Source organism: Campylobacter sp. IFREMER_LSEM_CL2194, assembly GCF_025771685.1.
Classification (GTDB): Bacteria; Campylobacterota; Campylobacteria; order Campylobacterales; family Campylobacteraceae; genus Campylobacter_D.
On record NZ_JAKMQS010000002.1, the window covers coordinates 38,202 to 52,166 of the forward strand.

A 13,965-nucleotide genomic window follows, 5' to 3' on the forward strand; every position below is an offset into this window, starting at 1 on the left:
ATCTTGCAATTTTAGCTCCAACTAAATTTTTTTTAAACATTCTAATGTAAAATTATTTAAAATTAGCAAAAATAACAAAAAAAAGGACTATTAAATGAGAGAAAAAACCGTATTTGAACTAATCATAGAAGGAAAAATCCCTGCTAATAAAGTTTTAGAAAGTGAAAAATTTTTAGCCTTTCATGATATTAATCCTAAAGCACCTATTCATATTTTAATCATTCCAAAAGAACATTTTGAAAACTTTCAAGAATTAAGACCTGAATTAATGAGTGAAATGACACAATTCATTCAAGAACTAGCTATTCTTTTAGGACTTGATAAAAGTGGATATAGATTAATCACAAATTGTGGAAAAAATAGCGGGCAAGAAGTCTTTCATTTACATTTTCATATGTTAGGTGGATTTGAGCTTCCAAAAAACAAAGAAACCCAAATCAATCCTGAATCACTATTCTAAAAAGAGCTTAACTCTTTTTAGATAGCAGGACCAGCTAATTTAAATTCTGCTCCTTCTTTTACATCTTCATAGCGTTTAAAATTTTCTATAAACATTTTTGCAAGCTTTAATTTGGTTTCATCATAAGCTTTTTTATCTTCCCAAGTATTAATAGGATTTAATAGCTTACTTTCTACACCTGCTAATTCTTTTGGAACTGCAAGATTAAATAAATCATAATTTTCAAACTCACAATTTTGTATACTACCATCTAAAATCGCATTAATGCAAGCTCTAGTAGCTTTTATACTCATTCTTTTGCCTACACCATAAGCTCCACCGCTCCAACCGGTATTTACTAGATAAACATTCACATTATGCTTGCTGATTTTTTCACCTAAAAGTTTTGCATAAACAGTTGGGTGTAATGGCAAAAACACTTCTCCAAAACAAGCTGAAAAAGTCGCAACAGGCTCAGTAATACCTCTTTCAGTTCCTGCTACTTTTGCAGTATAACCACTTAGAAAATAATACATTGCTTGTTCTTTACTAAGTTTACTAACCGGAGGTAAAACACCAAAAGCATCTGCTGAAAGGAAAATAATATTACTAGGATGACCTGCGCTAAGACTTGGCTCGTGATTTAAAATATGTTCTATCGGATAAGAAACTCTAGTATTTTCAGTTTTAGAACCATCATTGAAATCAACACTTAAATCATCTTTTAAAACTACATTTTCTAAAAGTGCATTTTGCTTTATAGCTCCATAAATTTCTGGCTCACTTTGAGGGTCAAGGTTAATACATTTTGCATAACAACCTCCTTCAAAATTAAACACACCCTCATCATCCCAACCATGCTCATCATCGCCTATTAATTTTCTTTTTGGATCGGTTGAAAGAGTAGTTTTACCTGTACCGCTAAGTCCAAAGAAAAGCGCCACATCACCTTTTTCTCCAACATTAGCACTACAATGCATAGGAAGTTTATTTTCTAGCGGAAGCCAGTAATTCATCATAGAAAAAATTCCTTTTTTCATCTCTCCGCCATACCAAGTCCCACCAATTACTGCTATATTTTTTTCTATGTTAAAAATGACAAAAACTTCTGAATTTAAACCATCTTTTTCATAGTCTTCATTCACACATTTGCAAGCATTATACACCACAAAATCAGGTTTAAACTCACCAAGCTCTTCTTCTTTTGGACGAATAAACATATTTTTTACAAAATGCGCTTGCCAAGCAATTTGTGTTACAAAACGCACAGCTTTGCGACTTTTTAACGAAGCACCACAATATGCATCTTGGATATAAATGTCACTATTACTAAGCTGCTTTTTAGCTTTTGCTAAAAGTTTTTCAAATAATTCCTCGCTAATAGGTTGGTTAATTTTACCCCAAGCAATATATTTTTGTGAAGGATCTTGTTTTACAAAATATTTATCCTTAGGGCTTCTTCCGGTAAAAATTCCCGTATCCACACTAAAGGTACCATTTTTAGTACATACACCTTCATTGTTGTTTTTTTCGTGCTTTAAAAGCTCATCATAACTAAGATTGTGAAAAACTTGTCCGATATTTTCTAAGCCTAAATTTTCTAAACCTTTCATCTTTACCTCCTTATTTATAAGTCATTAAAGCTTGACCTTCACTTACGCTCTCACCAGCATTTACTAAAAGTTCTGCAATTTCTCCATCTTTACTTGCACTAATCTCAATTTCCATTTTCATAGCTTCAAGTACAGCTACAACTTGATCTGCCTTTACACTATCATTTTCTTTAACTAAAATTTTAAATACATTTGCATTCATACTTGCAACAATAGCATTATCATTTACTTGAGTTTTTGCAACTTTTGCATTATCTGCACTTACTTTTACAGCACTTTTAACATTAACATCTCTATCAAAGCCTGCACTTACTTCCACATGATATTTATTACCATTAACTGAAACGGTAAATTGATTTTCATTGATAAGACTTGGTTTTAATTTGCTATTTTTTCTAACATTAACCTTAGCTTCACCTTTTAAGAAAGCTATACCTTTTTCTTTACAAGCTGCAACGATAAAAATATTTTCTTCACTTGTTTCTAAATTTTCTTTTTCCAATAAGTTTTTAATATAAGCTATACTTTTACTCTCATCTGCATCAGCGATATCTGTAGCTAATTTTGTAGTTGGTTCTAATTTTAATTGCTCGCTTGCAAGCTTAATTACTTCAGGATCTGGAGCAACGGGAGTTTTTCCAAAATATCCTAAAACCATTTTTCCATATCCATCTGCAATTTTTTTCCAAGGACCAAACATTACATTATTAAAAGCTTGCTGGAAATAAAACTGCGATACAGGAGTAACAGAAGTACCATAACCACCTTTTTCTACCACTTCTTGCATGGCTTTTATAACTTGAGGAAATTTATCTAAAATATTATTATCTCTCATCATTTGTGTATTAGCAGTTAATGCTCCACCTGGCATAGGTGAAAAAGGTATTAAAGGATTTACCGCTGTTGCTTCAGGTGGTAGAAAATAATCTTTTAAACAATCTTTTAACACTTCTTCATATTTTAAAATTTTTTCTTCATCCAAACCAAGATCAAAATTGCTTCCTTTTAGAGCATGAAGCATTGTTAAAATATCAGGTTGAGAAGTACCGCCACTAACAGGAGCTGCAGCTAAATCTATACCATCAACACCTGCTTCTAAAGCCGCTAAATAGCATGCTATGCTTACCCCTGCGGTTTCATGCGTATGTAATCTTATATGCATATTTTCAGGCAGGTTTTTTCTAGCCATTTTAATAACTTCATAAATTTTATTTGGATTTGAAGTTCCGCTTGCATCTTTAAAACAAATACTATCAAAAGGAATTTGAGCTTGTAGGATTTCTTTTAAAATTCTTTCATAAAATGGCACATCATGCGCACCTTTACATTTTGGAGGTAAATCCATTAAAGTAATGGTAATTTCATGTTTTAAGCCATGTTTAACTATACATTCTCCACTAAATTTTAAATTATTTACATCATTTAATGCATCAAAATTTCTTATTGTAGTTGCGCCGTGTTTTGCAAACATTTTTGCATGCAAATTGATAATTTCTTTACTACCTGTATCAAGTGCTACGGTATTAACCCCTCTTGCAAGAGTTTGTAAATTTGCATCTTTTCCAACGATGGCTCTAAATTTATCCATCATTTCAAAAGCATTTTCGTTCAAATAAAAAAATAAACTTTGAAATCTAGCTCCACCACCAAATTCAAAATGCTTAATATCTGCTTCTTTAGCTGCTTCTAGGGCAGGAAAAAAATCATTCATTAAAACTCTAGCACCATAAACAGATTGAAAACCATCCCTAAATGTGGTATCCATCACATCAATTAACTTTTTAGCCATAATTTTTCCTTATTTTTACATCTTTGCAATTATAACTCTACTTTCTTAAAAAATAAATTTATAAAATTTGATTTAACATAATGATAATAATCGCAATAGGTGCAACAAATCTAAGTAAAAAATACCATACTTCAAAAATACTTCTACTCATAAACTTAGAAAATAAATTGTAAATTTTTATTTTTTCCACAAAAAATCCTACGAAAATAGCACTTGCAATAGCTCCAAGTGGGAGCATAAAATTAGAAGTTAATTTATCTAAAATATCAAAAAAACTTAAACCAAAAAAACTAAAGCTAGCCCCATAATTAGCACTAAAAGATAAAATACAACTCATTCCCAAAAGAAAAACTACAAAGCCTATAAAAACCAAAGCTTTCTTTCTTGAAATTTTATATTCATTTACAAGATAAAAAGTAAAAGGTTCTATCATAGAAACTGCTGAAGTAATCCCTGCAAAAAATAAAGCTAAGAAAAAATAAAAAGCTAAAAAATGTCCAAAGATAGCACCTAAATTAGAAAATAAAGTCGTTAAAGATATAAATACAAGCCCAGCTCCTTCTGCAGGATTAGCATTAAATTTAAATATAAAAGTAAATACAATAAGTCCCATCATCAAACCTATACTGATATTTAAAAGCACAATTATGGCCGAACTTGTAATTAAATTTGTATCGTCTTTTAAAGAGGCTGCATAAGTGGTAATACAACCTATACCTAAACATAAAGTAAAAAAAGCAAGACCTAAAGCTGTTAAAACAGAGTTTAAACTAAGCTTGGTAAAATCAGGATAAAACAAATAAACAAAAGCTTCCTTAAAACCATCTTGAAAAAAACAATATACTAGCATTAAAACAAGCATAATAAACAAACTTGGCATAATCCAAACATTAAGTTTTTCTATACCACTTTTAACCCCTCTTGAAACAACAAACAAGGTAAGAAAAAAAGCAATTAAAAAATACAAACTACTTTCTAAAATACTATTTTGTATTAAATTTCCAAATAAAGCTCCTGCTTCTTGAGTATTACTAGGTAGATAATAAATCGAAGTTATCATGTATTTTAAAACCCAACCCATAATAACAAGATAAAAAGATAATACAAAAATTCCACCGAGCATAAAAAATCCAGCAAATTTCCATTTTTGAGCATATTTAGTTGCTAAGCTTTTATAAGCATTTACAGGATCACTCTGACTTAATCTTCCCATAGCAATTTCAGCCAAAAATACACAAAATCCTATACTAATAGTCAAAAGCAAATACAAAAGCACAAAAGCAAAACCACCATTTTGGCCTACTAAGGTTGGAAATTTCCAAGCATTTCCAAGCCCTATAGCTCCACCTGCTACTGCTAATACAAAACCTATTTTAGAAAATTTATCATTCATTTTAACACCTTAGAAAAAAAGCTGTCTAGCCATGATTAAAATAACCGCTAATGGAGAAATGTATCTTAAAAAGATATACCAAATTTCAAAATATATCCCACGCATAAATGGGTAAAATAAAGTTTGTAAAGCTTCTTTTTTAAGCACAAAACCCACAAAAAATGCTGTAATTAAAGCAGAAATTGGCATTAATAAATTTTGTATGAAAAAGTCTAAAATATCAAAAAAACTTTTCCCAAAGAAATTTAAACTTGGCGCGCTTACATGATAAAAAGAAAGTATAGATAAACTTCCAAGAAAATAAACAATCATACCCACAAAAACCAAAGCTTTTTTTCTTGAAATTTGATAACGATTTATAAGATAAAAAGTAAAAGGTTCTATCATAGAAATAGCCGAAGTAATCCCTGCAAAAAATAAAGCTATAAAAAAGGCTATGGCTAAAACATTTCCCAAAAATCCTAACTTTGCAAAAAGCGTTGTTAATGATATAAATATAAGTCCTGGACCTTGTTGAGTAGGATCAGCTCCGAATTCAAATATAAAAGTAAATACAATAAGTCCCATCATCAAACCAATGATAGTATTAATAATGATAATATTTAAAGCACTACTTATAAAATTTGTTTTATCAGGTAAACTTGCTGCATAAGTTAAAATCACACATACACCTAAAGACATACTAAAAAATGCAAGCCCTAGTGCATCTAATATAGAATTAACACTTAATTTTGAAAAATCAGGTACAAATAAAAACTCACTTGCCTTAGAAAAACCATCCATACTAAAAGAATATCCAAGCATTAAAATAAGTAGTATAAATAAGCTTGGCATCATCCAAACATTGAGTTTTTCTATACCACTTTTAACACCTTTTGATACTACATAAAAAATAACTATAAACACAAAAGTAAAACATATAAATTGAGATAAAACATCATTAGAAAGTAAATTTCCAAAAATAGCGCCTGCTTCATTTGTATCTTTAGGTAATTCAAAAAACCCAAAATAAGCATATTTTGCTATCCAACCTATAACAACACTATAAAAAGACACTAGAATAATAGCACCAAGCATAAAAAATCCTGCGAGCGACCATGCTCTTTTATTTTTTGGCGCTAAAGTATGATAAGCATTTACAGGATCTTTTTCACTAAGTTTTCCTATACTAAGTTCAGCTAAAAATATCACAAAAGCCACACCCAAGGTTAAAAGTAAATATACCACCACAAAAGCTGAACCGCCATTGTTACCCACTAAAGTTGGAAATTTCCAAGCATTTCCAAGTCCAACAGCTGAACCTGCTACCGCTAATACAAAGCCTATTTTAGAAAATTTTTCATTCATCTTTTAACCTTAAAAAAATAATTGTTTTACCATGATTAAAATCACAGCTAAAGGCGAGATATATCTTACAAAAAAATACCAACACTCAAAGTATTTACCCCTCATATAAGGATAAAATAAAGTTTGTAAAGCTTCTTTTTTAAGCACAAAACCTACAAAGATTGCACCAAATAATCCACCTAAAGGCATCATTAAATTTGAAGCAATAAAATCTAATATATCAAAAAAACTTTTTCCAAAAAATTCTAAAGAATCTTTACTCCACTCAATTCCTGATAAAATACACAAACTTCCCAAAAAATACACAATGAAAGCTATAAAAATCAAAGCTTTTTTTCTTGTAAAATTATAAGAATTGATTAAATAAAAGGTTAAAGGTTCTATCATGGAAACTGCTGAAGTAATCCCTGCAAAAAACAAAGCTATAAAAAAAGCCACAGCTAAAATATTTCCCAAAGGTAAAAAGCCAATTGGGTCAATATTTGAAAACAAACTCATCAAAGATACAAAAATCAAACCTGGACCTTGTTGAGCTGGATCTCCATTAAATTCAAATATGAAAGTAAATACAATAAGTCCCATCATAATACCAATAATAATATTAATAATGATAATGTTAATAGTGCTTGTAATAAAATTTGTTTTATCAGATAAACTTGCAGAATAAGTTATAATTGAACCCACTCCAATAGATAAAGAAAAACAAGCAAGTCCCAATGCACTTAAAAATGCTCCTACACTAAGCTTAGAAAAGTCCGGAGAAAATAAAAACTCACTTGCTTTAGAAAAACCATCCATACTAAAAGAATATCCAAGCATTAAAATAAGTAGTATAAATAAGCTTGGCATCATCCAAACATTGAGTTTTTCTATACCACTTTTAACACCTTTTGATACTACATAAAAAATTACTATAAACACAAAAGTAAAACATATAAACTGAGATAAAACATCATTAGAAAGTAAATTTCCAAAAATAGCGCCACTTTCTTCTATACTTTTTGGTAAAGGAAAAAACCCAAAATAAGCATACTTAACAATCCATCCTATTATCACGCTATAGAAAGAAACAATCAAAATAGCACCTATTAAAGAAAAACCAACTATAGACCAAGCTCTTTTATGTTTTGGAGCTAAAGTATAATAGGCATTTACAGGATCTTTTTCACTAAGTTTTCCTATGCTAAGTTCAGCCAAAAATATTACAAACCCTACCCCCAAAGTCAAAAGCAAATATAAAAGTACAAAAGCTGAACCTCCATTTTGTCCTACCAAAGTTGGAAATTTCCAAGCATTTCCAAGTCCAACAGCTGAACCTGCTACCGCTAATACAAAGCCTATTTTAGAAAATTTTTCATTCATAAAGATAACCTTAAATTTATAAAACTATAAAAATTTTTAATGTAGCTAAAAAAAACTTTAATTTATTTTAAAATATATAATATTAATTTAAATTTCAATAATTTTAAAGTTATATTTGTATATAATTTCGCTTTTATAAATCACGAGTAGGGATACGCAAGCCGAAAGGATTTAAATTTTTACAAGGAAAAACTATGAAAAAAATCGTATTTTTAATGCTAGCTTTAAGCGGTTTTGCATTTGCAGCTGAAGGTTCTATGAATCAATGGTTAGCTTCTTTTTCTATCTTAGCAGCAGGTTTAGGACTTGGTGTTGCAGCTTTAGGTGGAGCTATCGGTATGGGTAATACTGCAGCAGCAACTATAGCAGGTACTGCTAGAAACCCTGGTCTTGGTGGTAAATTAATGACTACTATGTTTATTGCTTTAGCGATGATTGAAGCTCAAGTTATTTATGCACTTGTTATTGCTCTTATCGCTCTTTATGCTAATCCATTCCAAGCATTAGTAGCAGCTTAAAATTTTCAAAGCCCTCTTGTGGGGCTTATGCGGTTATGGTGGAATTGGTAGACACGCCATCTTGAGGGGGTGGTGCGCTCAGCGTGTGCGAGTTCAAATCTCGCTAACCGCACCATTTTTATTTTTTAAGGATTATCAAAACAAAATGACTTTCTATATTTTAGTCAGTGCAATAGCTTTTTTAATTCTTTTTTTTGCCATAAAAAAATATACTCTAAAACTAGATGAACAAGCCTTACTTGAACCTATTAAAAATGATATTTATCCTGAATTTTGTGATCTAATTAACGAAGAAATAAGAAATATAAAAAATAATCTTTTACAAAATACCTTTACACTCCAAGATGAAAATTATAAAGATGAATTTTTAGAGAATTTAAGCGATATGAGTAGAAAACTTAATCATATCCAAACAATGAATTTAAGTAAAAGAAATAATGCTTTATGGGAAGAAACACTTTTTGGATTTTTAAAAGAGCTTGAAGAACTTAACAAACAATATCTAAATGACAATGAGAAAATTAACGATGAAATAAGAAATTCTCTCCAAGAAAAATTTTATAATTTAACAAAAAGCTAATATAAACAAATTATTTATTTTAAAAAGCACTATATAATTCCGAATTATTTTATAAAGGGGTTTTATGTTTATCAACAAGAAAAAAATTAATGAACAAATTACTCAATTAGAGCAATCTAATCAAGCTTTTCAAGATATACTTAATGCTATTAGCAAAACTATGGCCATGATAGAATTTCAAACAGATGGAACTATTATTAATGCTAATGAAAATTTTCTAAAAACTATGAATTACTCTTTAAATGAAATCAAAGGTAAACATCATAGTATGTTTTGTTTACCAGAGGTTGTAAAGTCACAACGCTATGTTGATTTTTGGAGAGATTTAAAAAGTGGTATATCAAGAAATGGACTTTTTAGACGCATTGCAAAAGGCGGGAAAGATATTTATCTTGAAGCCAATTATCTTCCTATTTTAAACCAAAACAATGAAGTGTATAAGGTTATTAAATTTGCAAATGACATTACTCAAAGAAACTATGAAATGCTTGATCTAAAAAACACCATAGATGCCGCTAATCGCTCTATGGCTATTATTGAATTTAATCCTTATGGAGAGATTTTAAATGCTAATGAAAACTTCACTCAAACCATGGGTTATTCACTAAGTGAAATCAAAGGAAAACACCATAGTATGTTCTGCGAGGAAAAATTTAGAAATTCCAAAGAATATACAATTTTTTGGGAAGAGCTAAGAAGTGGTAAATTTCAATCAGGAAAATTCATACGCTTTGGTAAAAACAACAAACTAATCCATTTAGAAGCAAGTTATAATCCTATCAAAAATGATGATGGAGAAATTTACAAAGTTATTAAATTTGCAACAGATATTACCGAACAAGTTGTAAGAGATGAGGAAAAATTAAAGCTCATTAGTGAATTAGCTGAACAAAATGACAATCTCACTCAAGAGGGCGATAGTGTTATAGAAAATACGGTTCAAAATATTCAAGGCATTGCTGATATGATGAACAATAGTAGTAATCTCGTATCATCATTAAATGAGCAATCAGAAGAAATTAAAAATATCATTCAAACCATTAGCGATATAGCTGATCAAACCAATCTTTTAGCTCTAAATGCAGCTATTGAGGCAGCGCGTGCAGGTGAGCATGGTAGAGGTTTTGCTGTTGTTGCTGATGAAGTTAGAAATCTAGCTGAAAGAACTGGACATTCAGTAAATGAAATCACTACTACCATTAATTCTATCAGAAATGTAACAGCTGAAGTTGTACAAAGCATTAAAGATGGCTTAAGTGGCGTAAATCAAAGCGTGGATTTAGCCAAAGAAGCTAGAGAATGTATGGAAAAAATTAGAAATAGTTCAGCTCAAGTAGCTCAAGCTATGCAAGATAAATAAAAGTTTTTAGCTTAAAGGCTAAAAACTTTTCCTGCTATAAAACTTTTTTCTACCTTACCTTGCAAGATATCATTTGCATATAAACCTTCTCCATTAAAAGAAAGTTTTTCATCAAATACAACTAAATCAGCATCAAAACCAAGTTCTATTTTACCTTTATTTAATCCTAAAAATTGCGCTTGATTATAGCTTGTAAAATCACATAATTCTTTCCAAGTTAAGATACCTTCTTTTACTAAATATGTAAAACATAAACTCATATATATAGCTATGGCATTAACTCCAAAATCTGCTTCATCAAAAGCCAAATCTTTTTTAGTGTTAGGAGCATGTAAAGAACTTAAGAAAGTAATTTTCTTATCTTGAAGCAACTTTTTAAGATTTGTTACTTCATCTTTTGTTCTTAATGGAGGTAAAATTTTTGCTTGAGTGTTAAAATTTTCACAAGTACTTTCATCTTTGATTAAATGATGGATTGAAATTTCACTATATTGATCATGTAATAATTCAAACGATCTTGTAGTTGCTAAAGAGCTAAAACAAGCTTTATTTTTATAAAATTCCACTAATTCTTTCATTTTTGCCACTTCACTAGTTTCAGCTATATCACTAATTCCTATAAGTCCTAATTCAAAGCTTATTTGTCCATCATTCATTACTCCATGATCGTCAAAACTCTCATCAAAACACTTTAAAAATACAGGGGTTGATTTCATATTGGCATATTGCATACATTGTCTTAAATAATTTGCTCCTAAAGTACTTGAAAGCTCTAAGCCTTTTGCACCCATATCAATTAAGGTAGCAATATTTTTTAATTTTTCTGTTTTATCTAATACATTAATAGTAGGTAAAACATTAATATCTAAAGATTTTAATTTATCAAAATAAAGCGCATAGCCTTGAGTGTTAGCTTCTAAACTATCTTTTAAAACAATAGTCCCTACCCCACCTTTTAAGCATGCTTTTTCAAGATCATATAATTTATCTATACTAAATTCATTATCAAGCAAACTAACATTTAAATCAATAAACGAAGGAAGTAAAGTTTTACCTTCTATATCAACAATATACTCATCATCATTTAAATCATTAGCAATTTGAGTAATTTTTCCATCTTCTATTTTAAGATCAAGCTTTTGCTCGCCATAAATTTTTGCATTTTTGATGATCATGATATTTCCTCCTTTGATGACATCAAATCTTTCAAAGATTCCCAAGCATTCTTACCCTCTAGCATTAAGACTACTTCGTTAACAATCGGGGTATAAATTTGAAATTGTTTCGATAAAGAATGTATAGCATAAGCAGTTTGCACTCCTTCAGCTACCTCTCCAAGTTCCATTAAAATATCTCTTATATTTTTGTCACTAGCCAAACTTAAACCTACTCTATAATTTCTTGATAGATTGCTTGAAGCTGTTAAAAATAAATCTCCAGCCCCACTAAGTCCCAAAAAAGTTTCTTCTTTAGCGTTAAAAAATTGTCCAAAACGGTGCATTTCTACTAAGCCTCTTGAGACTAAAGAAGCTCTTGCATTATTACCTAAATTTAAACCATCGCAAACCCCACTTGCAATTGCTAAAACATTCTTATATGCACCACAAATCTCAGCACCTTTAACATCAGAACTTGTATAAGTTTTAATATAATTTGGAAAAAAACTTGCAAATTGATTGCAAAGATCTTGATTTTTACCGCTAACAACCAAAGCACAAGGTTTTTTTTCTAGCACTTCACTTGCAAAAGAAGGACCACTTAAAAAACAAAGTCTATCACTACTTATAAACTCGCTAAAAACCTCATCCATAAATTTTAAACTTTTACAATCAATACCCTTAGAAGCTACAAGAATTTTTTGATTTAAATCTTTAAAATTATTTACAAGCCACTCATGTATTCCTTGAGCATATAAAGCAAAAACTAAATATTCATATTCTAAAGCTTCTTTGGTGCTAACAAAATAAGAAAGATCTTTTTCATGAAAAGAAGTTATTACGCATTCATTTTTAACGCTCAATACATCATATAAAGCACTTCCCCATTTTCCTGCACCAATAACTGCTATTTTCATATTTAACCAAGTTTTGCTTTTAAAATTTCATTCACTTTAGCAGGATTAAATGCACCTTTACCCGCTTTCATTGCCTGACCGACAAAGAAACCAAAAAGTTTATCTTTACCACTTTTATATTCAACCACTTTATCTTCATTGTTTGCTAAAATTTCATCAATAATCTTTTCAATAGCACCATCATCACTTACTTGTTTTAAACCAAGTCTTTCAATAGCATCATCAATTTCAACTTCTGTATTTTCAAATACATAAGCTAAAATATCCTTACCTGCTTTAGCGCTAATAACACCTTCTTCTATGCGCTTGATTAAAATAGCTAATTTTTCTTGTTTTACAGGTGAGTTTTCTATAGTCAACTCACCTTTTAAAAGTCCCATTAACTCAGTCGTAAGCCAAGTAACACAAAGTTTTGGGTTTAATTTTTGGTTAATTAGATACTCAAAATATCTACAAAGCTCTAATGAAGAAACAATCACTTCACTATCACTTTCTTTAATACCTAATTCACTAACAAATCTAGCTTTTTTCTCATCAGGAAGTTCAGGTATATCTTGACTTAGCATTTCATCATCTAAAATTACAGGTAAAAGATCAGGATCAGGAAAATATCTATATTCAGCAGAATCTTCCTTGCCTCTCATACTTCTAGTAACTAAATTAACCGTATCAAATAATCTTGTTTCTTGCACAACTTCTTGATCGTATTTTCCATCTTCCCAAGCTTCACTTTGGCGTTTTACTTCATACTCAATCGCCTTTTGGATAAAACGGAATGAATTTAAATTTTTAATCTCCACTCTAGTATAAAGCTTATCATCACCCTTTGGACGAATACTAACATTGGCATCACATCTAAAACTACCTTCTTGCATATTTGCATCTGAAATATCTAAAAATCTTATAATAGAATGAAGCTTTTTCAAATAAGCCACTGCTTCATCAGAACTTCTAAGTTCAGGCTCGCTAACGATTTCAAGCAAAGGTGTACCTGCTCTATTTAAATCTACTTTTGAAAAATTACTTTCATGTATATTTTTCCCCGCATCTTCTTCTAAATGAGCTCTAGTAATACCTATGCGTTTATTTTCTCCATTTACATTAATAAACAACTCGCCATTTTCTACTATAGGAATGTCAAATTGCGAAATTTGATAAGCCTTTGGTAAATCGGGATAAAAATAATTTTTTCTATTAAAAATACTTTTTTTATTTATAGTTGCATTAACTGCTTTTCCAAATGCTATAGCTTTTTTCACTGCTTCTTGATTTAATACAGGTAAAGCACCTGGTAAAGCTAAACATGTTGGGCATACATTAGTATTTGATTTTTCTCCAAAAGAAGTTGCACATGAACAAAAGATTTTTGTTTTGGTATTTAATTGTGCATGAACTTCAAGTCCTATAACAACTTCAAACATTAAAATTTTCCTTAGAATTTTTTGTTTATTCTAGCGTTTTTTATTTCAAAAAGAGTTTAAAAAAGAATA

At 30.1% G+C, this 13,965-nt stretch carries 12 protein-coding genes and 1 tRNA gene; 5 read left to right on the forward strand and 8 right to left on the reverse strand.

Annotated elements, in window-relative coordinates:
- The first annotated feature begins 94 nt into the window (after positions 1-94).
- Positions 95-460 carry a histidine triad nucleotide-binding protein gene (locus L8V79_RS01225; protein ID WP_240379776.1) on the forward strand — a complete coding sequence of 122 codons (366 nt, stop codon included), beginning with the start codon at positions 95-97 and terminating at the stop codon, positions 458-460.
- Positions 461-477: 17 nt separating this feature from the next.
- Here L8V79_RS01225 and pckA read toward each other — a convergent pair whose 3' ends face one another.
- From pckA to L8V79_RS01250, 5 genes are read right to left on the reverse strand one after another with little or no spacing between them, the layout of a single operon-like run.
- The gene (pckA, locus tag L8V79_RS01230; RefSeq protein WP_263702202.1) at positions 478-2,052 is read right to left on the reverse strand and encodes a phosphoenolpyruvate carboxykinase (ATP); all 1,575 of its coding nucleotides are present in this window, start codon (positions 2,050-2,052) and stop codon (positions 478-480) included.
- A 10-nt stretch (positions 2,053-2,062) separates the two neighbouring features.
- The gene (locus L8V79_RS01235; RefSeq protein ID WP_263702203.1) at positions 2,063-3,841 is read right to left on the reverse strand and encodes a biotin/lipoyl-containing protein; all 1,779 of its coding nucleotides are present in this window, start codon (positions 3,839-3,841) and stop codon (positions 2,063-2,065) included.
- Positions 3,842-3,899: 58 nt separating this feature from the next.
- Entirely contained in the window at positions 3,900-5,234 is a 1,335-nt protein-coding gene (locus L8V79_RS01240) for a sodium-dependent transporter (RefSeq protein ID WP_133319885.1), read from the reverse strand.
- 9 nt (positions 5,235-5,243) lie between these two features.
- Entirely contained in the window at positions 5,244-6,581 is a 1,338-nt protein-coding gene (locus tag L8V79_RS01245) for a sodium-dependent transporter (RefSeq protein WP_263669931.1), read from the reverse strand.
- A 9-nt stretch (positions 6,582-6,590) separates the two neighbouring features.
- A complete protein-coding gene (locus tag L8V79_RS01250; protein ID WP_263702204.1) occupies positions 6,591-7,943 on the reverse strand; it encodes a sodium-dependent transporter in 1,353 nt (450 codons plus the stop codon).
- A gap of 194 nt (positions 7,944-8,137) precedes the next feature.
- Between L8V79_RS01250 and L8V79_RS01255 the strand changes: the two genes are divergently transcribed.
- The 4 genes from L8V79_RS01255 to L8V79_RS01270 all read left to right on the forward strand — a co-directional run bounded on the left by L8V79_RS01255 (position 8,138) and on the right by L8V79_RS01270 (position 10,401).
- Complete coding sequence (locus tag L8V79_RS01255; protein ID WP_012661906.1) at positions 8,138-8,461, forward strand: F0F1 ATP synthase subunit C; 324 nt, start codon at positions 8,138-8,140, stop codon at positions 8,459-8,461.
- A gap of 29 nt (positions 8,462-8,490) precedes the next feature.
- A tRNA-Leu gene (locus tag L8V79_RS01260) sits at positions 8,491-8,576 on the forward strand.
- Between the two features lie 30 nt (positions 8,577-8,606).
- Positions 8,607-9,041, forward strand: coding sequence for a hypothetical protein (locus L8V79_RS01265; protein WP_220566681.1), 435 nt, complete (start codon positions 8,607-8,609; stop codon positions 9,039-9,041).
- Positions 9,042-9,105: 64 nt separating this feature from the next.
- Positions 9,106-10,401 carry a methyl-accepting chemotaxis protein gene (locus tag L8V79_RS01270; RefSeq protein ID WP_220566680.1) on the forward strand — a complete coding sequence of 432 codons (1,296 nt, stop codon included), beginning with the start codon at positions 9,106-9,108 and terminating at the stop codon, positions 10,399-10,401.
- 11 nt (positions 10,402-10,412) lie between these two features.
- On the opposite strand, the gene L8V79_RS01275 is transcribed toward L8V79_RS01270, so the two are convergent.
- From L8V79_RS01275 to gatB, 3 genes are read right to left on the reverse strand one after another with little or no spacing between them, the layout of a single operon-like run.
- Positions 10,413-11,576, reverse strand: a complete 1,164-nt coding sequence (locus L8V79_RS01275; RefSeq protein WP_263702205.1) for a metal-dependent hydrolase — start codon at positions 11,574-11,576, stop codon at positions 10,413-10,415.
- Complete coding sequence (locus tag L8V79_RS01280; RefSeq protein WP_263702206.1) at positions 11,573-12,475, reverse strand: NAD(P)H-dependent glycerol-3-phosphate dehydrogenase; 903 nt, start codon at positions 12,473-12,475, stop codon at positions 11,573-11,575. Before L8V79_RS01280 ends, L8V79_RS01275 begins: the two co-directional genes overlap by 4 nt.
- 2 nt (positions 12,476-12,477) lie before the next feature.
- Positions 12,478-13,896 (reverse strand): Asp-tRNA(Asn)/Glu-tRNA(Gln) amidotransferase subunit GatB, encoded by a 1,419-nt coding sequence (gene gatB, locus L8V79_RS01285; RefSeq protein WP_263702207.1) that lies wholly within the window; start codon positions 13,894-13,896, stop codon positions 12,478-12,480.
- Positions 13,897-13,965: the final 69 nt, after the last annotated feature.